Annotated in this window: 23 protein-coding genes and 1 pseudogene; 11 read left to right on the top strand and 13 right to left on the bottom strand. The window is 42.2% G+C overall.

All coding sequences use genetic code 11. The features are described 5' to 3' along the window. Positions 1-259: pseudogene (locus tag BO48_RS12975) on the bottom strand (IS30 family transposase); the annotation flags it as partial. Between the two features lie 234 nt (positions 260-493). Here BO48_RS12975 and BO48_RS12970 point away from each other — a divergent pair. Genes BO48_RS12970 through BO48_RS12960 form a run of 3 tightly spaced genes read left to right on the top strand, consistent with a single transcriptional unit; the run spans position 494 to position 2,781 of the window. After that, the gene (locus BO48_RS12970) at positions 494-940 is read left to right on the top strand and encodes a hypothetical protein (RefSeq protein WP_496367947.1); all 447 of its coding nucleotides are present in this window, start codon (positions 494-496) and stop codon (positions 938-940) included. Between the two features lie 13 nt (positions 941-953). Then, the gene (locus tag BO48_RS12965) at positions 954-2,102 is read left to right on the top strand and encodes a sensor histidine kinase (protein ID WP_496367945.1); all 1,149 of its coding nucleotides are present in this window, start codon (positions 954-956) and stop codon (positions 2,100-2,102) included. Then, the gene (locus tag BO48_RS12960) at positions 2,095-2,781 is read left to right on the top strand and encodes a response regulator transcription factor (RefSeq protein ID WP_496367943.1); all 687 of its coding nucleotides are present in this window, start codon (positions 2,095-2,097) and stop codon (positions 2,779-2,781) included. The genes BO48_RS12965 and BO48_RS12960 overlap by 8 nt, the downstream gene beginning before the upstream one ends. Before the next feature lie 77 nt (positions 2,782-2,858). On the opposite strand, the gene BO48_RS12955 is transcribed toward BO48_RS12960, so the two are convergent. The 6 genes from BO48_RS12955 to relB all read right to left on the bottom strand — a co-directional run bounded on the left by BO48_RS12955 (position 2,859) and on the right by relB (position 8,541). Beyond that, the gene (locus tag BO48_RS12955) at positions 2,859-3,965 is read right to left on the bottom strand and encodes a mannitol-1-phosphate 5-dehydrogenase (RefSeq protein WP_496367941.1); all 1,107 of its coding nucleotides are present in this window, start codon (positions 3,963-3,965) and stop codon (positions 2,859-2,861) included. A 1-nt stretch (position 3,966) separates the two neighbouring features. Then, positions 3,967-4,392 (bottom strand): PTS mannitol transporter subunit IIA, encoded by a 426-nt coding sequence (locus BO48_RS12950; RefSeq protein WP_496367939.1) that lies wholly within the window; start codon positions 4,390-4,392, stop codon positions 3,967-3,969. A gap of 5 nt (positions 4,393-4,397) precedes the next feature. Continuing rightward, complete coding sequence (locus tag BO48_RS12945; RefSeq protein WP_496367937.1) at positions 4,398-6,398, bottom strand: BglG family transcription antiterminator; 2,001 nt, start codon at positions 6,396-6,398, stop codon at positions 4,398-4,400. A gap of 42 nt (positions 6,399-6,440) precedes the next feature. Continuing rightward, positions 6,441-7,916, bottom strand: a complete 1,476-nt coding sequence (locus BO48_RS12940) for a PTS mannitol transporter subunit IIBC (RefSeq protein WP_496367935.1) — start codon at positions 7,914-7,916, stop codon at positions 6,441-6,443. Positions 7,917-8,075: 159 nt separating this feature from the next. Further along, positions 8,076-8,291, bottom strand: coding sequence for a type II toxin-antitoxin system RelE family toxin (locus BO48_RS12935; RefSeq protein ID WP_496367957.1), 216 nt, complete (start codon positions 8,289-8,291; stop codon positions 8,076-8,078). Positions 8,292-8,319: 28 nt separating this feature from the next. Beyond that, positions 8,320-8,541 (bottom strand): type II toxin-antitoxin system RelB family antitoxin, encoded by a 222-nt coding sequence (gene relB / locus BO48_RS12930; protein ID WP_496367933.1) that lies wholly within the window; start codon positions 8,539-8,541, stop codon positions 8,320-8,322. A gap of 163 nt (positions 8,542-8,704) precedes the next feature. Here relB and BO48_RS12925 point away from each other — a divergent pair, with 163 nt between their 5' ends. Continuing rightward, positions 8,705-10,345 (top strand): SWIM zinc finger family protein, encoded by a 1,641-nt coding sequence (locus BO48_RS12925; protein WP_496367931.1) that lies wholly within the window; start codon positions 8,705-8,707, stop codon positions 10,343-10,345. Positions 10,346-10,418: 73 nt separating this feature from the next. On the opposite strand, the gene BO48_RS12920 is transcribed toward BO48_RS12925, so the two are convergent. Together BO48_RS12920 and BO48_RS12915 are read right to left on the bottom strand one after the other, a co-directional pair. Then, a complete protein-coding gene (locus BO48_RS12920) occupies positions 10,419-10,811 on the bottom strand; it encodes a bleomycin resistance protein (protein ID WP_496367929.1) in 393 nt (130 codons plus the stop codon). Beyond that, positions 10,798-11,184: a DUF4188 domain-containing protein gene (locus BO48_RS12915; protein WP_496367955.1), complete on the bottom strand. Its 387-nt coding sequence runs from the start codon at positions 11,182-11,184 to the stop codon at positions 10,798-10,800. The genes BO48_RS12920 and BO48_RS12915 overlap by 14 nt, the downstream gene beginning before the upstream one ends. Positions 11,185-11,485: 301 nt before the next feature. On the opposite strand from BO48_RS12915, the gene BO48_RS12910 reads away from it, so the two are divergent. The 5 genes from BO48_RS12910 to BO48_RS12890 all read left to right on the top strand — a co-directional run bounded on the left by BO48_RS12910 (position 11,486) and on the right by BO48_RS12890 (position 17,503). Then, positions 11,486-12,499 (top strand): acyl-CoA thioester hydrolase/BAAT C-terminal domain-containing protein, encoded by a 1,014-nt coding sequence (locus BO48_RS12910; protein WP_496367927.1) that lies wholly within the window; start codon positions 11,486-11,488, stop codon positions 12,497-12,499. 171 nt (positions 12,500-12,670) lie between these two features. After that, positions 12,671-14,725, top strand: a complete 2,055-nt coding sequence (locus BO48_RS12905) for a HelD family protein (protein WP_496367925.1) — start codon at positions 12,671-12,673, stop codon at positions 14,723-14,725. A gap of 200 nt (positions 14,726-14,925) precedes the next feature. Further along, positions 14,926-16,116 carry an amidohydrolase gene (locus BO48_RS12900; RefSeq protein ID WP_496367923.1) on the top strand — a complete coding sequence of 397 codons (1,191 nt, stop codon included), beginning with the start codon at positions 14,926-14,928 and terminating at the stop codon, positions 16,114-16,116. An 18-nt stretch (positions 16,117-16,134) separates the two neighbouring features. Then, the gene (locus BO48_RS12895) at positions 16,135-16,839 is read left to right on the top strand and encodes a DUF5058 family protein (RefSeq protein ID WP_496367921.1); all 705 of its coding nucleotides are present in this window, start codon (positions 16,135-16,137) and stop codon (positions 16,837-16,839) included. Positions 16,840-16,852: 13 nt separating this feature from the next. Further along, a complete protein-coding gene (locus BO48_RS12890) occupies positions 16,853-17,503 on the top strand; it encodes a small-conductance mechanosensitive channel (protein WP_496367919.1) in 651 nt (216 codons plus the stop codon). 129 nt (positions 17,504-17,632) lie between these two features. On the opposite strand, the gene BO48_RS12885 is transcribed toward BO48_RS12890, so the two are convergent. The 4 genes from BO48_RS12885 to BO48_RS12870 form a co-directional block, all read right to left on the bottom strand. Beyond that, positions 17,633-18,514, bottom strand: a complete 882-nt coding sequence (locus BO48_RS12885; protein WP_496367917.1) for a prenyltransferase — start codon at positions 18,512-18,514, stop codon at positions 17,633-17,635. A 16-nt stretch (positions 18,515-18,530) separates the two neighbouring features. Continuing rightward, positions 18,531-19,028 carry a hypothetical protein gene (locus tag BO48_RS12880; RefSeq protein ID WP_496367915.1) on the bottom strand — a complete coding sequence of 166 codons (498 nt, stop codon included), beginning with the start codon at positions 19,026-19,028 and terminating at the stop codon, positions 18,531-18,533. Positions 19,029-19,156: 128 nt separating this feature from the next. Then, complete coding sequence (locus BO48_RS12875; RefSeq protein WP_496367913.1) at positions 19,157-19,873, bottom strand: aspartate dehydrogenase domain-containing protein; 717 nt, start codon at positions 19,871-19,873, stop codon at positions 19,157-19,159. Between the two features lie 90 nt (positions 19,874-19,963). Beyond that, a complete protein-coding gene (locus BO48_RS12870; RefSeq protein ID WP_496367911.1) occupies positions 19,964-20,641 on the bottom strand; it encodes a phosphatase PAP2 family protein in 678 nt (225 codons plus the stop codon). A 118-nt stretch (positions 20,642-20,759) separates the two neighbouring features. Here BO48_RS12870 and BO48_RS12865 point away from each other — a divergent pair, with 118 nt between their 5' ends. After that, complete coding sequence (locus tag BO48_RS12865; RefSeq protein ID WP_496367909.1) at positions 20,760-21,392, top strand: helix-turn-helix domain-containing protein; 633 nt, start codon at positions 20,760-20,762, stop codon at positions 21,390-21,392. Between the two features lie 65 nt (positions 21,393-21,457). Then, entirely contained in the window at positions 21,458-22,810 is a 1,353-nt protein-coding gene (gene mgtE, locus BO48_RS12860) for a magnesium transporter (protein WP_496367907.1), read from the top strand. Positions 22,811-23,179 lie beyond the last annotated feature (369 nt).

Below are 23,179 nucleotides of genomic sequence, written 5' to 3'. Positions count from 1 at the left end.
CTTGCGCGACCTTTTCTGCCACATATGCGCGTTGATCATTCGACAGCACCGTCTGTTTTCGACCGCAACGCTGCTTGTTTGCCTTGTAGCGCTTATAGAAATCCAATGCGGTGTGACCGTCTTTCAGGAAAGTGACTACATTGTGGACGGTCTGACGTGCTCGGCCAATCTGTTCTGAAATCTTTGATACAGAGGCATTCTGATGGAAATAAGATTCTATAATTACAAGTTCATCCGTGCTAAGATGGGTGTAGGTCATTCGTGATCACTCCTATGATTTCTTTGGTCGGAAATACATTTTGAGTGTATCACGAGTGGCTTTCTTTATGTGTCTAGCTTAATTTTACAATCGGCGTCATGAGAAAACAAAAGCAGACACTCTTAATTTTATTCCCAAATAAACTATTTAAGAAATATTTAATAATTACATAAAAATATGATAATAACCACCGGCTAATATGAAATTATCCGATTTAAGAGAGGGAGTTATCATATGAACATAATAAAAGAGAAAACAGGATTAGGAATTTTAGAGTTGTTGCCTTTGTCATTGCTTGGTCTGCCGAGGGTTATTTTGCATGATCTGTCAATCATTGAGGAAGGTACGTTTGTTAACTTATTATTTGTTGTCATCCCGGTCATTGTATGGATAATTTATATTTTAAGTAAAAATGCTAAAGCACCATTCCTTTCCATGCTGTTCCTATGCAGTATTTATGGAATGATTCTGGGAATTACACATCAGATACTTTGGACGCAGTCATTTCCCGAAGGCGTACAATTAGGAGGGAATTTAACAGAATTACCTGATCTGGCTTCTAATATAATCATCAGAATTTTTGCATTTTTAAGCAGCGTCACAACCGGTGTGGTGATGGGCATTGTTCTGGGGGCTGTAACGTGGGTATTAAATCAACTATTGAAAAGCATATGGAGATAAAGGCGTATTTTTCATGAAAAGCATTGAAGTCATCTCATCGGTTATAATGGCAGTAGCAGATTATGAAACAGATTGGGGTGACAGCATGTCTATAAAAATGAAGCTTATTTTATCAAATATTGCATTGGTAGTTATTCCCGTCCTTTCAATATTTGTTGTCGATATCATACTGGCTTTTTTCATATTCTTTATCTTCAACAATAATGCAGACACTTTCGCTGTATATCGTCTGGCCACTTTTATAATAGTGGTTATCATAGTAAATCTTTTATTGTCCCTGATGTTATCAAGAAATATTATAAAACCTGTTTTAAAGTTGAACGAACATATCAAACAGATTAAAGAAGGTAATTTAGAACAGAAAATATTGATAGATAGAAAAGATGAAATTGGCGAGCTGGCGGAATCATTTGAATCTATGAGAGTATCATTAAAAAAGGCACGTGAAAAAGAGCAAACTTATTTTATAAACCGCCAGGAATTAATGGCAGGCATGTCTCATGATTTGAAGACACCGCTCACCTCTATTAAAGGTTACGTAAAAGGGATAGAAGATGGAGTGGCTGATACACCTGAAAAGTTGGAACGGTATACATCTGTGATTCAACACTCGGTTTCAAGGCTGGAACATATGATAGACGATCTATTTATGTATTCCAAACTGGACTTGGAAGAAATAGATTTCAAATTTACAAAAGTGAATCTGGAGCGCTTTCTTCAGGATATTGTCTCTGAGTATACTCTGGATCTCACCGACTCACAGCAACTTTATTTTACGACAGAAGAAAGTAATAATCATATAGTTTCCGCAGACAGGGAGCAATTATACAGAGCCCTGGCCAATGTGATTGATAATGCGATTAAATACAGTAATCCGGAAAATACAGAAATCAATATCTCTTTATTGGAAGAGGATGGCTTTTCGATAATAGAAATCCACGATAATGGTATTGGGATTGATGAAAAAGACATCGATCATATATTTGACAGCTTTTATCGTGCCGATCAGTCAAGAAACTCAAGCACAGGGGGAAGTGGTCTCGGACTTTCTATAGTAAAAAGAATTATTGAGAAGCACTGCGGGGAAGTCAGTGTAGATAGTAAGAAAAATGAAGGGACAATTGTGATATTCAATTTGAAGCAGGTGAATGAGTATGAGTGATATATTGATTATTGAAGATGAAGCACATATTGCTGAACTGGAAAGAGATTATCTGGAACTTGATGGATTTATTTGTGATCTTGCGATGTCTATTGAAGAAGGTACTTCAAAAATTCAATCGAAAGAATATCGATTAATCATTCTGGATCTAATGCTGCCTGATGGTAGTGGACTGGATTTGTCCAAAAAGATTGATGCAAAATATGATATCCCAATCTTAATGGTGACTGCCAAAGGTGAAGATATAGAAATGCTCAAAGGATTCAGTCATGGTGCTGCTGACTACATTGTTAAACCGTTCAATCCAAATGAGCTGGTAGCCAGGGTCCGGGCGCACATATCCCGCTATGAACGTCTGACAAATAAAGATAAAGCTGAAAATATTCTTTTATTTAATAATGTCATGATAAATGTGGATTCAAGAAATGTAATGGTCAATGAAGAAAATGTTGAAATGACAGTTAAAGAGTTTGATTTGTTACACTTTCTGGCCATCAATCCAAATCGGGTATTTACCAAAGAAGAGTTATTTGAAAAAATTTGGGGGTTGGAAGCTGTAGGTGACAATACTACAATTACTGTTCACATACGAAAAGTCAGAGAAAAAATTGAACGAGACCCATCTTCTCCTGAAATCATACAGACTGTATGGGGTGTGGGTTATAAATTTACAAGGTAATGTCTATGGATTATTAAAAATTACAGGAGTGCATTCCGAAATTATAGGAATACACTCCTGTTTTTATGCTATAAAATTTAACTTTCCATAATCTCCCTGACTAGCTTTTCAGGCAGGCCGGTATGCATCTTAACGAATTCTGCAATACCTTCATCCTTGATCATTTCAGTCATTCTGAGCTGCTCGGGATCATCCAGGTTATCAAACTGCAGTGCATGGGAAACAAGTTTTGCCAGTGCGTCATGTTTCAGGTCATTGTCGTAAAGATAGTGCAGCGGTTTGATGATGCGGTCGTTCGGGCTGAGCTTTCTGAGCACGCCGCGGCCGACTCTGTTCAAGTCATCCGACAGATGGGTATTTTTAAAGCGGGCAATGATTTTATTGATATAATCACTCTGTTCCTCCCGGGTGAAGTCGTAAACTTCGGTAAGATAGACCGCTGTTTCATCGAGCACTTCCTTAAGGAATGCTTCCACCTTGTCGTCTTCCATCGCTTCAGAGACTGTTTCCATGCCGATGGTGCGGCCGTAGTAGGCGATGGCTGCATGACCCGTGTTGACTGTAAAGAGCTTTCTTTCTATATAAGGCATGAGGTCTTTGACATACGTCACACCATCGAGTTTGGCATCGCCTGCCCAGGCATCTTCTTCGATGACCCATTCGAAAAACGGTTCGACTTTAACATCCAGCATATTATCATTTGTCTGAACCGGCACGATGCGGTCCACTGCTGAATTCGGGAATCCGAAAGCGCCGGCGTCAATATCACCGGTTTCATTTAGAATGGCTTCTTTCAGTACATTTGTCGCCATCACTGCATTTTCACAGGCGATGATATTGAGCGGCCGGCCTGTCGCTGCGCGTGCTTTTAAGTGGGGGGCAATGGATTTTGTGATGATCGGCAAAATGTTGACGCCGACTGCGGTGGTGATGATGTCCGCTTCCAATATCGCATTTTTCAAATCGTCATTCTGTTCAGTCGTGTTGATGCCGCTGACGTTATCGACTGTGTATGATGCACCGTTTTCTTCAGCAATATGGACGGTGTACTGTCCGTCGTTATTAAGTGCATTGATGATCTCTTCATTCACATCGGCAAAAGTGACAGCATAACCGTTGTCATGCAGCACTTTTCCGATAAATCCGCGGCCGATATTGCCCGCGCCGAAATGGACTGCTTTCATATCAATCGTCCTCGCTCTCAAATATCTCGATGATTTCTTCTGCTGAAGATGCATTGATCACTTTTTCCGCATTTTCTTCCTCGGAAAAGATGATCGCGATTTTCTGCAGCAGCTCAAGGTGTTCATTTTCCTTCCCTGCAATGCCGAGGACGACTTTGACTTCGTTACCGTCAAAGTCCACGCCTTCAGGAATCTGGATGAGAGACAGTCCGCTTTCTATAACGGAGGACTTGCCTTCTTCCGTGCCATGGGGGATCGCAAGGCCATTGCCCATGAATGTTGATACGACGCCTTCACGTTCAAGCATGGAGTCGATGTAAGCCGGCTCAACCGCGCCCTGTTCGACGAGGACCTGGCCTGCTGCTTTCACCGCATCCTCTTTAGTTGGCACATTTTGGTTCAGTTTGATATTTTCTTTATTGATCATATTATTTAGTCCTTTCTGTAACTGTTTTTAATATATTTCCTAATGGTTTCATTAATTTTTCCGCTGTTTGTCACTGCACCGATATCATCGTAATGTTCACCGAGCAGGATGCTGATATCGCTGATCAGATCGTTGATCAGTGTATCTTCCGGCACGAGGAGTATCATCTGATGGCTGACTGTCACGGGCGCCCCGCGGTAATTTTTATCGGTCAGACCGTGATCGTTTGTGACGACGATCAGTTCATGCCTTGAAATCTTCTCCGACTTTACATGCGGGAATGAAAATCCTTCTTCTCCGATGATAAAACCGGTCATGTCGTACCGTTCATTCATGATATTCATAATGGGTTCAATATCTTCAATGCCGGAATGGTTTTCCAAAATATATGCGACTGCGTCGAGAGAGGGCATCTTCTCATTTAAATGGATAGTCCTCTGAAAATGGTACAGCTCTGTCGCCTGCAGTATTTTATCGATATTGATCGCTTCACTTTTAAGATACCCGCTTCCCTGTATATTGACGCTCTCGTTCGTTTCGCTCTCACCGATGGCTTCGGATATCTTTTTAATACTGTAGTCATCAAGCAGCGGCGTCACCAATATATAGTTGTCTATATCCAGCGGGACTGTACTTAAAACAAGGTCATTGTCGCCAAGTACCGTATCTGCCAGTTCTGAGATGGACAGCTCACGTTTTATATAGATATTTTGAAAATGTGTTTTCAGCTGGTTCGCTAAAATTCTGCTTGTACCGATGCCCGAAGAACACACCGTCGTAATTTCGACGGGCGGATTCGCTTTTAGGATACCGCCGAAATGGATCGTTAAAAATCCGATTTCCGGTTCATCGACATTTTCAATGCCGAACGCTTCACCGAATGCTTCCCCGCTTGCTTTGAACAGGTCAGGGTACTGGTCTTTGATCACTTCAAGCAGCGGATTCGCCGTAATGATGTTGGATTCCAGACGGTGGAGCGTCGGTTCTATATGAAGGATGAGCCCTTCTTTCAGTTCCGGATAGGCATAAAACGGATACTCCATCTTTTCGCTGACAAGGTTGATGAATCTCGCCGTCTGTTCTTCAATCGTCCGGGAACTGCCGTCTGCCTGATATTTTCTTTTACTGCCTCTTAAATGCATCGTTATAAAATAAACTTCTTCTTCCGGGAATTTGATGTCGAATTCTTCCTGGATTTTTATGGTGAGTGCTCTCGAGACTTCAAACTCCTCTGTGTTCGCGAGTTCCTCTTTGATCGAGGGCTTTATTTCAACAGTCTGCGTATTCATCGTCCGTTCAATCGCCAGGACGATGTGCAGTGTTAAATTCAAATAGGCATTTTCCGTCAGCTGGTAGGGGAGGATGTCCAGTTCGTCCATCAGGAGACGTTCCACTTTGAAAATATTATCGACTTCCAAAATGCCGAGCAGCTTATCATTGATCAGGGAGCTGAAAACGAAGTTGTTTTCAATGACTGAATATATACTGTTGGAATTCAGTTCGCTCACCATCATGTTGGTCAGGAAGTTCTGTTTGCTGAGCGTGTCGCCGATCAGTCTGACGCCTTTCTGCCGGTCTTTGGTAATGGACAGCTCATAATGTGAAAGGTCGTCGTTCAAATGGCTGATCAGCTCATCCAGTGTATGTTCACTGACACCGAGCTCGACAGCAAGCGCGCTTTTCTTTGTCCCGTCCGGATAGAGCATCAAATTATAGATGAGTGCCACCTGTTTTTCTTCCGAACTCAAGTCCTTGGCGGAATTTTGTGCGATATAGCGTGTCAGCGTATCCCGTTCGAGCGCAGAGATATCGATGCCGATGCCGCGTTTATATTCGCTTGTGAGTGTAATGTTCAGTGACTTCAGCGTTTCCCGCACATTTTTCAGTTCACGGTGGACGGTGCGTGAGGATACGCCGAGCTTTGAGGCGATTTCTTTAATCAACAGAAAAGTGCCATTATGATAAATGAGTTCAGTGATAATCTTCTTTTCTCTTGAACTGATCATAATGGCACCCCCTGATTGATATTCGGTTAGTTTAAACTCAGTTTATTGATGTTTCTTCAATTCTTCAAGCAATTCCTCATACTTCGGACTGTTCAGGAAGTTATCCACCGAAATATGGTGCGCTTCGGGCACTTTATTTTCCGCGCGTTCAGTCAGTGTTTTCTGCGTAATGATGATGTCCTCGTCACCTTTTAGCTGATTGATGGCCGAGTTGGTCACATCAATATCGAGACCTGCTTTTTTAAACTTGTTTTTGAGCATGCCGGCTCCCATGGCGCTTGATCCCATTCCGGCGTCACATGCGAAGACGATTTTATCGACATTCGTATAATCGATGCTGTCATCCACATCCGTGCTCTCTTCTTTCAGTGCTTTCTCGGCTTCTGAATCTTCGTCTTCAGCGGCAAGTGTGCCCGCGACTGAAGATTTCTTGCCTTTTTGTTCTTCCATCTGTGTCGTCGCTGCAGACAGATCGCCTTCAGGCTGTCCAGTGAATTTCAGAATCAGTGCAGACACTGTAAATGATACTGCGGTTGCAATAACGACACCGAGAACCATCGGCAGATATTCCCCGCCCGGAGTTGTCAGTACGTAAGCGATAATACTGCCCGGTGCCGGCGGTGCTGCAAGTCCGAAGTCAAGCAGACTGTAGGTCATGATGCCGGATGCACCACCAAGAATGACCGCGATTAAAAGCATCGGTTTCATCAGGATGTACGGGAAGTAGATTTCGTGAATACCGCCGACGAACTGGATGAATGCCGCTCCAGGAGCCGTTGCACGCGCCGTTCCTTTACCAAAGAACATGTAGGCGAGCAGTACCCCGAATCCCGGTCCCGGGTTGGTTTCCAGCGTGAATAAAATCGAACGGCCGAATTCGGAGGATTCAATCGTTGCGAGCGGTGTCAGTACACCGTGATTGATCGCGTTATTCAGGAACAATACTTTTGCCGGTTCTATGAATATGCTGACGAGCGGCAGGACGCCCCAGCCGATGATCAGATCCACACCCTGGCCGAGCAGGACTGTCAGACCGAGTACGAGCGGCCCGAGGCCGTACATACCGCCGAGTGCCAAGAAGAATGCAAGAATACCGGCCGAGAAGTTATTGACCAGCATCTCCAGTCCCTGTTTTGTTCTCGGAATCAGGAATTCATCGACTTTCTTCATTAAATAACCACTCAACGGACCCATGATCATGGCGCCGAGCAGCATCGGTGAATCTGCAGCGGCGATGATACCCATCGTTGCTGTCGCACCGACGACACCGCCGCGCATGTCATGGACAAGACGGCCCCCTGAAAATGCGATCAGGAGCGGTAACAGGTAAGTGATCATCGGGTCAACCATACCGGCAATGCTTTCGTTAGGTAAAAAACCATCTTCGATGAAAAGTGCCGTAATCAGACCCCACGCGATAAATGCTGCGATATTCGGCATGATCATACTGCTTAGAAAAGAACCGAAAGCCTGAGCCTTGCGCTGAATACCGCCTGAACGTTTTGTTTCTTCTGCCATTTGTGTCACCCCTTCAAATTAATTTTATTTGTACTTTAATATTAGGACGATAATCATCTGTAAACAATACAATTACACTTCGACTTTGGCACAAACATTGTGCCAAAAACAAAAGTGCATGTCCCGGATTTGGAACATGCACTTTCAGAGATTGGAATTTTATTTATAAATATCTTTTCTGTGACCGATTTCCAACACCACCATTGTCACGGTTGTATCGTTAATGTTGCATATGAGCCGGTGATCACCGATTCTATATCGCCACTTTCCTTTGTGGCTGCCCACGGGTGACCTGCCAAAAATCCTTGGATCACTGCAGTTCACGAGATGTTTATTAATCCAGAAGAGTATAATTTCACTTTGCTGCCGGCCCATTTTCTTTAACGATTTTCGGGCATTTTTCTCAAACCGTACTTTGTACTTGATCAAGGTTCCATCCCTGATTCTGAAGCCATTTCTTCAAATGTTCAGGCATCGCCTTGTCGTATAAATCAATATCAATTTCATCTTCAATTTTTTCAAGTACCGTAGTCCTGATCAGCGATGAAACACTTACATTATACGTCGTTGCAAATTCTTTAATCAGTTTTTCTTCCTCTTGAGACATTCTTACAGATAAAGCCATAATCATCACTCCCGGCCCTTTGTAATACATTGTATAACGAACTTGAAGAAGTGTAAGTAAGAGTGCCTGGAAAGCAATTGAGATGGAACAGTTTATTCTATAACTGATTCGCTTTCTCCTTTATAATGGTATTAATTAATATGATCGGGAGCAGGTGAACATAATGGATTGGGAAAATGATTTTCAGGATAAAATTTTAAACAGAGGCTATGACTATTTTCAAAGAGACTTGGTGACAGTGACTGAAAATAAGAGTACACATATTTCAGCAAGTGTAACAGGCAGTGAAATATATCATGTGGAGATCGAACTATTTTCAGATGAAATTGAGTCTCTGTCCTGTACTTGTCCACATGCAGACAGTGGTGAGTATTGTAAACATATGGCAGCGGTATTATTTTATTTGGATGACATGGAAAAAGCACGCAGTACAGAACCTGGTTCAACGCAGAACATGGAAAACTTTATAAAAGAGGTGGAGACGGATGTGCTCAGAGAATGGACGGTCAGTATTGTAAGAGATGATGCGACCTTGTTTAACCGGCTGAAAATGATGGCGAGTCATGAGTTGTCTGATGTGGATATCGAACTTTACAAGAATCAGATCAGAGATATCTTCAAAGAGTATGTGGACCGGGGATTTGTCGATTATTTTGCCGCCAATGACATGTTCGATGTCCTGGACTGTTTTCTGGACGGGGAAGTGGCTGTGCTGATTGAAAACAATCATTATGAAGCGGCTTTTGACTTGTCGAAACAGATATTTCTACGGCTCGGTAATCTGGCCATTGATGATTCTGCCGGCGGCCTTACATTTACACTCAGTAATATTATGGATCATTGGCAAACGATTGTTGAGCGGGGCAGTGAAGACCTCAGAAAGAAAGTGTTTCAGTGGCTTGTGAGAGAGCGGCATCCTTCAGCCATGGGTGTGACAGAAGACTATACGGAGACATTCCTGTTTGAAAATTTTAATGAAGAGAAATACCTTAAAAAGAAACTGAATCTGTCCGAAAAGAAACTTAAAAAAATTGAAGAGGGGAATGATTCATTCTCCAGAGATTTTGAAATGGAACAATGGGCTTTGAGGTATCTGGAAGTCTGTAAATCTTTAAATAAAGACCGGATACTCATTGAAGCGTTTATGAAAGATTACTCATACCTCAGCGGGGTCCGTGAGTATTACGTATCCGAATGTATGGAGAATGGGGAATATGATAAGGCGGTTCATTTACTGGAAGAGGGGAAAATTGTGGATGCTAAATCCCCGGGCATTATGAACCGGTACTCCAGAAAATTGAAAGACATCTACCGGCTGCAGGGGAAAGAGGAATCATATTTGAAAGAACTATGGACGCTTAATTTAAGCCTGGCCGGGGATATGAAATTATTCAATGAATTAAAATCACTTTATAATGAGGACGAATGGACTGAAAAAAGGGAATTGATATTCGAGCGGGCAGACACTCATTACTCCGGGAAAGACGATCTATTCATCAATGAAGGGCTATATGACAGGTTGTTGGATTTTGCTGTAAAAACAGCCGGGACTCATATTGTGCAAAAGCATCATGATGTATTACTGGAAAAATATCCTGAAGCGATTCTTGATAAATATGAAAAAGAAATAGAAAGTATGGCTGCCAGAGCTTCCAACCGAAAAAACTACCGGACCGTGGTCAATACACTGAGAGACATACGGGAACTGCCTGGCGGTGCGGAGAGGGTGAAAGCACTCGAAGAAAAATGGAGAGTTAAATATAAACAGCGTCCGGCAATGATGGATGAACTGGCGAAATTGTAGAATGAAAAAATGGGCAGAGTGAATTGTTGGCTGACTTATGCGATACTGGGATAATTTTATTATGTTCCCTCAGCTAATTTGTAAATCTTAATAGATAGCCGTCGGGATCCTGTATCAGGAATTCTTTCTGCAGTATTTCATTTTCATCCTGGCGGTAAGTGCTGTAACTCATTTCTCTGTAGGGTTTCACTCCAAAATCAATGATCTGTTCATACTTTTCTTCAACATTGGAAATGCACATTTCAAAATTTATGCCCCGGCCGTACGGGTGATCCAAATCCCCGACATTCCAGCTATCTTCGCTGAATTGTTCAAACATTATCTGTATATATTCAAGGGACAGGAAGATGAATTTATCTTCTGTTCTTTCATACTCCAAATCAAATCCAAGTACATCAAGATAGAATGATTTGGTTCTTTCTATATCAGACACGGTCAGTTCCGGTATTAAATTATTGAACTCCATTTTTCTCACCTCGGGATTTTAATCTCTGCTTTGCTGTATGTGTGTGTTTATTGACAATCTCTGTGCCTAAAGCTTTACCAAGACCGAAATCCGGCATATTAAGATAAATGTTTTCATACTGATTTTGTTTGACGTTATATGTCTCATGATAAAATCCCACAGCGTCATTATCTTTGATCCTTCTCATAAATCTCTTCCATGCTTTCAGATGTTTTGGCATTTTTGCATACTCTAATAATTTCTCTTCAGATTCCCAATATTGGACGAGCATGTTACCTCTGTATTTAAAAAACATCTCATAAGATAAACATCCAAGTTCTTTATGTCTCATAAGCTCGGCAACCATCGGCGGCATTGCGGTGAAGACGGGCAGTCATTTATGAATGGCATACCATTTGTTAACGTACATCCCAATTAAGAATACAGTAATATCCTGCCCGGGCAGTGTGGTATATCTACCTTTATTCATATCCGTTCCCCCTTCTCTCCATTTCTTTAAATCAATGTCATCCGCATTTCATATACTGCATTGAATGATTATCTTGTCTTAAGTAAAACCGAATACATTTGATCAGTCTAATGATGTGAAATGAATTTAATGAAGAAATAATATATTATAATGGTAAATATACAAAGTCTGAAGGAGATTTAAAATTGGAACAGGGGGGATACGTATGAAAAAGATATTAAGAATATTAATAAGAATAATATTGAGTATTGTTGTTATCATTATTCTGATCGTTGCCGCTGTATTTGCGATGCGTTTTTATAACAGCCAGAAGTGGGGATTTGACGGGCATTTGGAAGATGTGAATGACCTCTCGAATTATCCCGAGAGATTTGAAGGCGGTACGGTCGAACATTTCGAACACGGCGCAGCCAATGGTTTTCATTTTGTGCCGGATGACCCGAATGATGCAGAACCGATTGCGGTCTTCGGTGGTTCGGAAGGGAGTCCGAACACGGATGTTGCGGAATTTTTAGCTGAAAACGGCTATGAGGTCTATGCCATGTTCTTTTTTGGTGCAGACAATCAGGTGGATGAACTGAACAGGGTGCCGCTGGAATTTTTCGGAGATTTCCTGGAGTATGCAGATCTAACCGGTACGGACATCACATTGCTCGGGGCATCGAAAGGTGCCGAGCTCGGACTGGTACTCACGAACTATTATGATGAAATCAGCAATTTGATTTTATATACACCATCCAGCTATGTCTTCATGGGACTGTCATTCGAAGGGGATATGGCATCATCTTGGACATATGACGGGGAAGAGCTGCCGTATATAGATATCACTCAGTCCGATTTGGGTGCATTTGCACGTACAATGTTTGATTCTCTAGTCCTGAATCCTGTGAAGTATAGGGAAACATATGAATCGGCCGTTGAAATGAATGATAATTCTGAAGCGGCGAAAATCGAAACGGAGAACTTTGACGGACAGGCGCTGCTGTTTGCAGGCGGAGATGATGCGATGTGGCAGGGCGACGTCATGGCGGAACAAATCGGTGAAGCGCTGGATGATAATGCACAGGTGGAAATCTTTGAAGATGCCGGTCACCTGTTTATAGGACCGACGGCGATTGCCGGCATGATGATGGGCGGTACGGAACAAGCGAACGTGCAGGCAGGTGAAGAAAGCAACAGAATCCTGCTTGAGTTTCTGGAAGAGAACACAGCGAATTAATATGTTAGCATGAGAGAAAAGAAAAGCCCTTCCCGCACGCGAAAATACGTGGGAAGGGCACTTTATTTAACAAGTCCATTATAGCATATAAATTCAACGATAATAAGACTACTCATTCAGCCGGAATCGTTGTATGATAAGCAATGCATTTATATAAAAAGGAGCGGTATGATGGGGAATGAATTTGAACTTGAAGTGAACCAGCTGAACTTTACGGTGAACTTCCTAAAAGCATACAACGCGAGTTTAAATCAGCAGCAGAACAAGACCTCGACTGATATTTTGGACACACGGAAAATGCTCAACGACGATGTATCCAACACATTCGATTTTGAAGACGGGAATGTTATGGATTTCATCTCGATGCTGCCTGAAATGCGCATGACAGAAACGAACTACAACCATATAGAAAAGATGCTGGACGTCACTTCCCGCATGATTAAAAAGCCATATTTCGGCAGGCTGACCGCAGACGGTGAACCGATCTATATCGGCAACGCGACCATCCAGGACAACAACCAGGATATACTGATCTACGACTGGCGCTCGCCGGTCGCGAGCCTGTTTTATGAAAACAGAGTCGGAGAACTGTCGTATACCATTCCGGACGGTTCGAAAATAAAAACCGATGTCTCATTGCGGCGTCAGTTCCAGATTGAAAACAGCGAGCTGTTGAACATGTTCGACAGTGACTTGTATATCGGGGATGATATGCTCCAGCAGCTGATTACGGACTCCTCCCGTTCAAAGCTGAAAAATATCGTGGCGACCATTCAGAGTGAACAGAATATCATTATCCGCCAGCCGCTGAATCAGAACACGCTTGTGTACGGGCCGCCGGGAAGCGGAAAGACGTCACTCGCGATGCAGCGTATCGCGTACTTGATGTTCACATACAGAAAAAAGCTGAGAGCGGACAATATACTGCTCATGTCACCGAACGAAGTGTTCAATGACTACGTTTCGGATGTACTGCCAGAGCTCGGTGAGGATAACGTGAAAAACATGACGTTCTATCGCATGCTGAACGAAGTGCCGTATTTCAACGGCCGCCAGTTTGAATCGCTGGCTGATAATATTCAGAGGCTGAACGGCGAAGACGGCTCTGCCTACCGTTATAAAACATCGAAGGCTTATTTCGAGCACCTGAAGCAGTATATGGCCACGCTCGGCGAGGGCGGCATGTACTTCAGAGACCTTAAGTACGGCACGAAGACCTTTATTGCCAAAGAGATGATTGAAAAAGTATTTTACAATAACTTGTCTCAGCATCCGGTCTCCCGCCGCCTGCATAAAATCTATGAATATTTACTGGATATGTACCAGCGCGAGCTGAAATGGCTGACAAACGAGAAGTTTAAAGAACTGGATGCTAAGCGTGAGTATATCGGTGAAAAGGAAGAGCTGCAGAAAATGGCGAATGATTATGCGACGCAGACGCTTGCGAGAGTGCACCAGCAGATACGCAGGTTCAGGTTCGTCCAGCTTGAGAAACTGTATGTGCGGTCGTTCACCGATAAAGCAGTCAGAAGTAAAACGATAGAAAACGTCAAACGCAATAATTTCATGTATGAGGATATTGCGCCGATGATGTATCTGTACATCCATCTTCTTGATATATCCGACAAGAAGATGCGCCACGTTATCATTGATGAAGTCCAGGATTACTCGAATATCCAGTATGCCGTGATGACGGATTACTACAGTAAGGCGACATTTACGAGTCTCGGCGATAAGAATCAGCAGATCCATCCGGTCCGGAGTGAAGATCTTGATGTGGAAGACCATCATATGATGAAGCTTCAGAAATCATACCGTTCGACCAATCAGATCAATGATTATTTGAACACGATCGTGCCTGGCGGAATCGACTCCGTCTCTGTTGACGGACAGGATGTACAGTTCATCCGCACAGAGGATGAAGCGGCGCATATCAGAGAGATGATTGCTGAAAACCTGCCGGAACAGATGGCGATCATTACGCCGTCAAGAGAAGCGGCGGATGAAATATATGAACATCTGAAAGATGATATTCCGGGCCTGAAGAACCTGCAGGAGGTCGACACCATCTATAACCAGGACTATCTGGTGCTGCCCTACTATTTATCAAAAGGCTTTGAGTACAACACTGTCATCATTACCGAATTGGCATTTTATGATGATCTGCCGCTGATCAAATATGTACTGGCGTCCCGTGCAACGAGGAATTTGTATTTACTCAACTGATAAAATATCTCCCGTTACGGTACACAAATATTGTGCCGTAACGGGATTTTTATGTTTTAAATAGACCGGGTGAAAGTAAATACTGCATAAAAATAGATTATGAGATTATAATGATTCACTCTGTATAGTCGGAATATTCAGTTGTTAAAATATATTTATATGATACACTTTAAAAATATAAGGTGGAGAGGATGTTAAAAATGGCTTTAAAAGAAAAGCTTTTTCAAAAGTTGGAAGAAAAAGAATCACGGATGATCGAGATGAGAAGGTATCTTCATGAGAATCCTGAACTCTCTTTTCAAGAGAAAGAAACAGCGAACTACATTGCTGATTTCTACAAAGATAAAGATGTAAAAGTCACAACGAATGTTGGAAACGGTTACGGTATCATCGTTGAGATTAAAGGGAATGGTGAAGGGCCGGTCATTGGTCTGAGGGCGGACTTTGATGCTCTGCCGATTCAGGAAGAGGCGGATGTCCCGTTCAAATCGAAAAAAGACGGCGTGATGCATGCATGCGGTCATGATGTACATACAGCCTACTTATTAACGTTGGGCGAAGCACTGATCGAATTGAAGGATGAATGGAAAGGCACGGTCAAACTCATACACCAGCATGCGGAAGAAGTACCGCCGGGTGGTGCAAAAAGTATTGTCGAGTCAGGTATTCTGGACGACCTGGACGAAGTGTACGGCATTCATATCTTCCCGAACATAGAAGTCGGGCAAATCGCTCTGATTGAAGGGAATGCGATGGCCGGACGCTCCAACTTCGACCTTCGCATACAAGGTCACGGCGGCCACGGCGCGATGCCGCAAAATACAAAAGATGCGCTCGTTGCAGGAGCATACTTCATAACAAATGCCCAGACCATCGTTTCCCGCAGGATGAATCCGATGGACTCTGTAGTCGTTTCCGTAACTGCTATGGAAGCGCCGGGTGGATACAATGTCATACAGGATCAAGTGACATTAAGAGGTACTGTGCGCTATTTGCAGGGCTATAATAAAGAACCTGTTCATGAAGCCATGAAAAAAGTGGTGGCGGGCATCGAGAGTACATTTGATGTCGAGTGTGACCTTGATTATGTATATGATTATCCTGTTGCATACAACCATCCGAAAGAAACACAAATTGTTGAAGAAATCTTAACCGAAAGCAAAGGTTCCTATGTTAATGAAATACTTCATCCAAGACCGGTCAGCGGTTCAGAAGACTTTGCTTACTATACAGAGAAATTCCCGGGTACTTTCATCATGGTCGGTTCCAAGCCTGAAGGTGCTGAAGAAGTATATATGAACCATCATCCGAAGTTCGATGTAAACGAAGGTGCATTGCTTGTCAGTGCCAAAACACTCGGTGATGTAGTGCTGAACAGATTAAACAGCTGAAAATAAGGAGGTCATATTATGACAGGTATGGAATTCGCAAACCACCCTGTAGTCTGGATTTTCGCATCGGCAATCATCGCGCTGGTCATTTTCCAGGGGATTAAATTTTTATCGATGTCCAGAAAAAGGGCGTTAGATGTAGGTCTGACAAAGCAGGAGATAAACAGTTCGATAAAAACCGGGGCAATCACAGCAATCGGTCCATCCATAGGGATCATCATTGTTGCTGTCTCCCTCATCTCACTGATTGGTAATCCATTGACCATGATGCGTATCGGGGTCATCGGTTCTGCGCCGATTGAAAGTGTGGGTGCACAACTGTCAGCTGAGGCGGCAGGTGCCCAGCTCGGAGGCGCCGAATTTACACCGGAAATATTCAGCCTGATCGTATGGGTGCTCTGTATCGGTGGTGCGGGGTGGATGATTTTCACAGTGATCGCAACGCCTTCACTCGATAAAATCCAGGCGAAGTTAAGTGCAAAGCCGAAAGGGAAACATATATTGGGCATAGTCGCGAGCGGCGCCATGATAGCCATCTTCGGATCACTGTTAACAAGTGAGTTTTTAAATGGTTTGCCATATGTCCTCACAGGTGTCGTGGCAATGGTCGTTTCATTTGTCATCAATCTGATTGCCAATAAGAAAGGTATCAACTGGTTAAAGGAATGGTCGCTCGGCTTCTCAATTCTAATCAGTCTGATTGCAGTATATTTTATAGTTTAGGAGGGTATTAAAAATGGATAGTTATGCTAAATCAACACATTTTTGGGGAAGATTAACCCTCAGTCTGGGTATCTTGATTTCTTTTGCGCTGCCTCTCTATATTTCATTCGTCATGGGATACCATCCAGGTTTTCCTTTAATATTGAATGCATTCTTTGCCTATGCAGCGGTCATAGGTGTTGTATGGTTTCTGGAGCCGATCATGTATTATCCGGTTTTAGGTTCGGCAGGAACATACATCGCCTTCTTTACCGGTAACATTTCCAACATGTGCCTGCCTGCGGTGGCGGCATGTCAGGAAGCGGTAGGCGTGGAACCAAGTTCAGAAAAAGGGGAAGTCGTTGCGACCCTTGGTATAAGCGCAGCCTCATTAGTGAATAAGCTCATACTGGTACCGGTCATTATCGCAGGACTCTGGCTCTTGACAGTCATTCCGGAAAGCATCCAGGAAGTTTTCCCGTATGTATTGCCGGCGATTTTCGGAGCGGTATTTGTACAGTTCGCGGGTAAATTGCCGTGGTACGGTTTACTGGCATTAGGCGTAGGTTTCCTTGTCAACATTTCTCCTGTGCCATTATTTGCTAAAAATTTGATTTGTATCATATTGGTTGTTTCAATCATGATTTATATTGACAGCCGAAGAAATAAAGACGCAATAACTTGATTATGATATAGAAAGGCAGTCACCCAGTTGGTGGAAGTGACTGCTTTTTTCTATGTTTTGAGTAGATATTAAACATGCAAGTGACAATAAAAACCCGCCGGGCTAAAGATATAGTCCGGCGGGTTTCATCTATATGAGTACTGTGAATATGATGGTCAGGCTGTGCAAGAGGTGGTGCTGTCCGGCTATACCCATTGGGTTGGGGCCTTCTGTCCGATAGAAACGACGGATAAGTGCGATGGCTGCAGGGAGTGAGAGTAATACCCAGAATGATGAGTATATTAATATACTGCTGATATATGTCAACGCCAGAATACCGATCAACAAATAAACAGCTTTTTGTTTGCCGATTCTGATTGCCACTGTTTTACGCGTCGAACTGTCTTTTTTAATGTCCCGTATATTATTTGTCAGCACCATTGTGCCCATCAATAATGCGAACGGCAAAGAATACAGCAGCATGTCCCAGCTGACAGGTGCGCCGTGTACAAGCATGGAAATAATCAGTGGCAGGGGACCGAGACATATTGCGCCTGCAATTTCACCGAGACCGAGACTGGCCAGTGAGTTAATGCCAGCCGAATAGTGATATCCTAAAATAAACCCAATGATTCCAAGTGGAATAATCCAATAGCTGCTTTCAGCAGCAAGCCACAATGTCAGTAACGAAACGACCGCAACAATGGATAGCGATACGATTGGGACCTGACTGTAAAGTGGTGTGAACCAGGAATTGGACGAATTGACATCGTGCCATTTGTCCTCTTCCTGGCCTTTCATAAAATCAAAATAATCGTTCAGCATATTGACTGCTGCTTGTATCAAAACACTAGTGATAAGCAGAATGACATACCGTGTAATGTTGAAATCGCTAATTTGTGCTGCAAGAAGGGTTCCGACAGTAACCGGCATGATTGAAGCGGTTAAAGTCACCGGACGGATGATACGGAACCAGTCTGAATGATAATGATAATCCGAGCTCATATCTTTGTAACCGAATAACTGTGTCATGGTAGACATCTCCTTTTTAAAGCATGATCATAAGTGCCAGGAGAACAACGAAACCGATACCTTCGACACTTTCAACCATGATAAGTTTGAACAATGCCTTTCCCAGAGGGAATCCGTTGCCGGCGACGGCACGGTCCCAAATATGATTATTGGAAAGTACTTTCATCGCATATGGATATCCCACAAAAGTCCCCCATAAAAGTGTGATGATGCCGATGATAAGCGCGGTGAACCACAGGTTGCCGTAGGTAGTGTGCCATAATGCTTCCATATTTTTTACCAGGCCCAGCCAAGTGCCAAGTAAAATTCCGGTCAAAATAACACCGGCCCCTGCTAAAGTGAAAAGGTAATGACTGTGTTTCATAACAGCCTTGACCATCCTGCGGCCATCCTGGATACCGAGTAATCTTATTGCAGGAAACACACCCCAGCCGACGAATAAAAGACCACCGACCCAGTTGATCGCAAGAAATATATGAATCCAGAGCACTGTCTGGTGAATTGTCCAACTCAAGATAAACACCCCTCTTTTTCATTATGTGTTTTATTTTTTATAAATTCCTTGACCCAGGTCAATTTTTAAAAGTTAAAAAGAGACTGCAGAATTTTAATCACAATTCTGCAGTCTCTTATTTTAAAGATTTAGCTTCCATATTTAATATTCGACTGGATTCTCTCAAGTGTACCGAGGATGCTGAGAGTGGCAAGAGCGCTTGTTTTCGGGTTTTCAGGCAATGGTTCATTTTTAATTGTTAATTCCGCTTCGCCAAAATCACCGGAAAGTTTTATCTGATGAATATTCTTATCTGCTTCAGGATCTGCAATCAGTCTGACATTCGTCTGATCAATTCCCAAACCTGCGAGAGATAAAATAATGGATACATTCATATTTTTAGGGAATTTTTCAATGGCCTCGAAAGCCTTTCCTTCAAATACAACCTGTTCTTCCTGAATATCTTCATCCACTAATGATGCTGCGGGTTTACGAGTGGTTAGCTCGACACTGCTTAAATTGCCATGTGACTTTGCATTTTGAACTAAATCCAGTCCGCCGATGGCGCCGGACGGCAGTTCCGCCTGTGTGCTGAGCAGCATCGTATCCTTTTTCTTAAGCACTTCCGGCAATACGGACTTCACTACTTCTACGTTTGCCGCTTCAACGACCATATCGATATCTGTCGATAGAAACGCTTCTAAATCAGTATATAATTCAATACCATATTCAGACTCAAGTGACTGATACTTCTCTCTGTTCCTCACCAGTATATTTTTGATATTCAGTTCCGGATGGTTTTCCTTATTGATCTTTTTCAATAAATACTGTCCGATAGCGCCAGACCCGATCAACCCTATGTTCATAATATCTCCTCCGTATATATCCTCATACATAAGTTTAGACGTTAATAATGGTGTTTACAATAAACAGAATTGGTATGTGAAGTTGTGGATTCATTTAAAAAGAATCGGACTTCGGTCGTTTAATTTCCATTGGAACAGTAACTTCTGTAAACAAGGTAAAGAAAGCTGATATACAGAGAGGGAGATGAAAATATTCGCCAATCCAAAGAAAAAACCGCCCAAGACATCTGTCGGGAAATGTGCGCCTAAATAAATTCTTGAAAGCAGCACGAAGCTGATAATCAGTGAAATAATTGTCACAATAATAATTTTTTGCCAAATTTTTTTAATTAGCATTAACAAAGTGAGTCCAAGCAATCCATAGAAGACAGTGGAGAGGGTGGAATGTCCGCTTGGAAAACTTTGTGATTGTTCCGTGGCAATCACCAGGATATCAGGCCGTTCACGTCCAACAAGAATTTTCATAAATGTAAGTATGACGACACAAAGAAGTACTGTGCCGCCCAGCCATAATCCTGCAATATATCTTCTTCTGATCCAAAGCACTATTGTAACAAGAATAGTGACTACAATGATTTCACGAACGCCGCCAATGTCGGTTAATGTTGACGCAACAGCAGTCAGAGAAGGTGTGATATGAGCCTGAATGAAATTGATCAATGTGATATCAAAGGTGTATACCCATTGTTTTTCTGTAATCACTCCAACGGTAATTCCTAAAAATATCAATAAAAATACGGATCCTGTGATGCCAAATGTTCTTTTCATAGATATACTTCTTCCTAAATAATTTTATGAAACAGATTTATCTAATCTATCACAGTGTTGACATATTGTCACCGATATATTACATTCGTTATGTTATAAGGAAAAGAGTGGTGATGATATGAGTGATCAAGAACGATTACGTAAATATTTGAAGAAAGTGATGACAGACAGAAAAGTATCATTAAGAGAACTGGGGCGACTGTCAGATATTGATCATGCAACATTATCTAAAATTATGAATGGCAAAAGAAAAGTTAATTTAAATCATTTACAACGATTATCAGCGGGTACGGGGATAAGCTTATCAGAGCTATTATCATTAGATGATAATCACAACAAAACAGATGAAGATTTGGCAGAAAATTTAAAAGCAGTTCAGAAACTGGTTGAGACAATACATCCTGAAACAGGCCCACTTACAATGGCCGAAATTGATGATGAAATACAAAAATATATAAAAGAAGGTACAACGGTTGAAGGGAAACAACATATTCTTAAAAAAACGGAAGATAAAATCAATAAATCTTCCAATACCGGCACCTTTATGAAAAACATCCACAAGATGTATGGTTATTTTATAGCTGGGGAAGGGAATGCTAAAGATATTGCCCTGATGGGCGGGGCATTGCTGTACTTTATAGTAACAACGGATTTAATACCGGATTACTTGTTGCCGATCGGTCTGCTCGATGATGCACTGATTGTTCAAGCAATTTCGCAAAGGATTGAAAATAAAAATTTATTGATGTAACCAGAATTTTGTCTGCTGATTTAAAACTGCATGTCTGAATGAAAAGTGCAGGGAGACGGGTATGTATGACAAGAAGTATGCAGCATTTACAGCAGAGTATTATAAATACAATTCAATACAAAGATTTTGAAAGATTTAAAGAAATTACGAACGACATACAGGCCTATGATTTAGCCGGGATGTATATGAATTTATCCGTCAGAGAACAAGATGGCTTCATATGGTTGGCTTCTGTGCAGCAAATGGCTGATATACTTGCTGAGTTGAATAAGGATTGCCAATACGCTATTTTGCGACGGATGGATACAGATAAAACTTCAAAAGTAATTCAACACATGAGCAATGATGACTTGATCAATCTGTTGACCTATATGGATGAGGCTGAAGCGGAGCGTCTGCTGAAAAGTACAGATAAGGACTTCGCCCGGGGCATTCTGAATCTAATGAAATATCCGACAGAAACAGCGGGAAGAATAATGACAGACCAGCTTGTGTGGATCAACCAGAAATCCACTGTCCGGGAAGCAGTGGATAAATTGAAACACTTTGCTGAGATTGCAGAATATTTAAACTACCTGCATGTCATTGATAATGAGAGAAGGCTTGTGGGTATTGTCTCTTACCGTGATTTATTGCTTGCTGGAGATGGCCGGCGGATTAACGAAGTGATGAATTCACGCACTGTCACGGTTGACGCGATGATGGACCAGGAAGATGTCGCGCAGGTCATCCAAAGATATAATTTTGTGACGGTTCCGGTAGTGGATGCAGAGAATAAACTTCTCGGAATTGTCACTGTCGATGACATACTGGATGTTGTGTATCTTGAAGCAAATGAGGACATTGAGAAAATATCTGCATCAGGCAAAGCAATAGATTTTAATACAAAACCGTCGGTCGCCGCATACAGACGGTTAACCTGGCTGGTGTTACTACTGTTTATCGGACTTGTGTCGGGGAGTATCATTGCAAGCTTTGAAGAAACATTGGAACAGGTCGTTGCACTTGCATTCTTCATGCCGATGATTGCAGGAATGACCGGCAACACCGGAACGCAGTCGTTGGCAGTAGTTATCAGAGGTCTGGTGGCAAGTGATATTGATACGAGACAAGTATTCAAATTGCTGATAAGAGAGTTATGGGTGGGCGTTATTATTGGCGCCATCTGCGGACTATTGATATTTGCCATTGCATTTATGTGGCAGGGCAATGCCATTTTTGGTTTTGTAGTAGCTTTTTCGTTGCTTTGTACCTTAATTATCGGCACACTTGCGGGTACAATCATACCGCTCGTGCTTTATCGGTTGAATATTGATCCCGCCATAGCCTCAGGACCATTAATAACCACAATAAATGATATTTTATCGCTATTGATATATTTCGGTATCGCAACAACATTTTTATCGTATTTGATGTAAATGGAAATGATTACATATGATATGAATCGAATGGGAACATTTTATAATACAACACTTCCTTCTATACACAAAGGCGGCGGGTGAATTCATGTAGAAATGCAGAGAGAATTATTGAAAATGGAATAAAGTCGAAGAAGCTGTTAAAACTGCCAATGTGGGATTTTAACAGTTTTTTTAATTTAATGAAAGATGCTATCATTGATAAAAGCGTATTCATTCCTGCAGGGCTGTTTGCTTATTACATCATCCATGTTATTATGACTACGGTCGTATCTGGAAATCAGTATGTTCAGTGCATACATCCACATTGAATCGGGTCTGAAGAATGAGTGATCTAATGGATACTCTCTGGCTATGGGTCTTTTTTTA

It is taken from the genome of Lacicoccus kunmingensis DSM 17847, assembly GCF_059568765.1.
Note: the sequence above shows the minus strand (reverse complement) of the source record. Positions and strands in the feature narration are given on the sequence as shown.

What these genes read in the sequence shown, in the direction of transcription:
- BO48_RS12940 (WP_496367935.1), bottom strand. Translation starts at nt 7,916, where the DNA reads ATGGCAGAAGAAACAAAACGTTCAGGCGGTATTCAGCGCAAGGCTCAG.
- BO48_RS12900 (WP_496367923.1), top strand. Translation starts at nt 14,926, where the DNA reads ATGGCTTTAAAAGAAAAGCTTTTTCAAAAGTTGGAAGAAAAAGAATCA.
- BO48_RS12895 (WP_496367921.1), top strand. Translation starts at nt 16,135, where the DNA reads ATGACAGGTATGGAATTCGCAAACCACCCTGTAGTCTGGATTTTCGCA.
- BO48_RS12945 (WP_496367937.1), bottom strand. Translation starts at nt 6,398, where the DNA reads ATGATCAGTTCAAGAGAAAAGAAGATTATCACTGAACTCATTTATCAT.
- BO48_RS12965 (WP_496367945.1), top strand. Translation starts at nt 954, where the DNA reads ATGAAAAGCATTGAAGTCATCTCATCGGTTATAATGGCAGTAGCAGAT.
- BO48_RS12955 (WP_496367941.1), bottom strand. Translation starts at nt 3,965, where the DNA reads ATGAAAGCAGTCCATTTCGGCGCGGGCAATATCGGCCGCGGATTTATC.
- BO48_RS12910 (WP_496367927.1), top strand. Translation starts at nt 11,486, where the DNA reads ATGAAAAAGATATTAAGAATATTAATAAGAATAATATTGAGTATTGTT.
- BO48_RS12870 (WP_496367911.1), bottom strand. Translation starts at nt 20,641, where the DNA reads ATGAAAAGAACATTTGGCATCACAGGATCCGTATTTTTATTGATATTT.
- BO48_RS12925 (WP_496367931.1), top strand. Translation starts at nt 8,705, where the DNA reads ATGGATTGGGAAAATGATTTTCAGGATAAAATTTTAAACAGAGGCTAT.
- BO48_RS12885 (WP_496367917.1), bottom strand. Translation starts at nt 18,514, where the DNA reads ATGACACAGTTATTCGGTTACAAAGATATGAGCTCGGATTATCATTAT.
- BO48_RS12875 (WP_496367913.1), bottom strand. Translation starts at nt 19,873, where the DNA reads ATGAACATAGGGTTGATCGGGTCTGGCGCTATCGGACAGTATTTATTG.
- BO48_RS12905 (WP_496367925.1), top strand. Translation starts at nt 12,671, where the DNA reads ATGGGGAATGAATTTGAACTTGAAGTGAACCAGCTGAACTTTACGGTG.
- relB (WP_496367933.1), bottom strand. Translation starts at nt 8,541, where the DNA reads ATGGCTTTATCTGTAAGAATGTCTCAAGAGGAAGAAAAACTGATTAAA.
- BO48_RS12920 (WP_496367929.1), bottom strand. Translation starts at nt 10,811, where the DNA reads ATGGAGTTCAATAATTTAATACCGGAACTGACCGTGTCTGATATAGAA.
- BO48_RS12935 (WP_496367957.1), bottom strand. Translation starts at nt 8,291, where the DNA reads ATGGGCCGGCAGCAAAGTGAAATTATACTCTTCTGGATTAATAAACAT.
- BO48_RS12865 (WP_496367909.1), top strand. Translation starts at nt 20,760, where the DNA reads ATGAGTGATCAAGAACGATTACGTAAATATTTGAAGAAAGTGATGACA.
- mgtE (WP_496367907.1), top strand. Translation starts at nt 21,458, where the DNA reads ATGACAAGAAGTATGCAGCATTTACAGCAGAGTATTATAAATACAATT.
- BO48_RS12950 (WP_496367939.1), bottom strand. Translation starts at nt 4,392, where the DNA reads ATGATCAATAAAGAAAATATCAAACTGAACCAAAATGTGCCAACTAAA.
- BO48_RS12970 (WP_496367947.1), top strand. Translation starts at nt 494, where the DNA reads ATGAACATAATAAAAGAGAAAACAGGATTAGGAATTTTAGAGTTGTTG.
- BO48_RS12890 (WP_496367919.1), top strand. Translation starts at nt 16,853, where the DNA reads ATGGATAGTTATGCTAAATCAACACATTTTTGGGGAAGATTAACCCTC.
- BO48_RS12960 (WP_496367943.1), top strand. Translation starts at nt 2,095, where the DNA reads ATGAGTGATATATTGATTATTGAAGATGAAGCACATATTGCTGAACTG.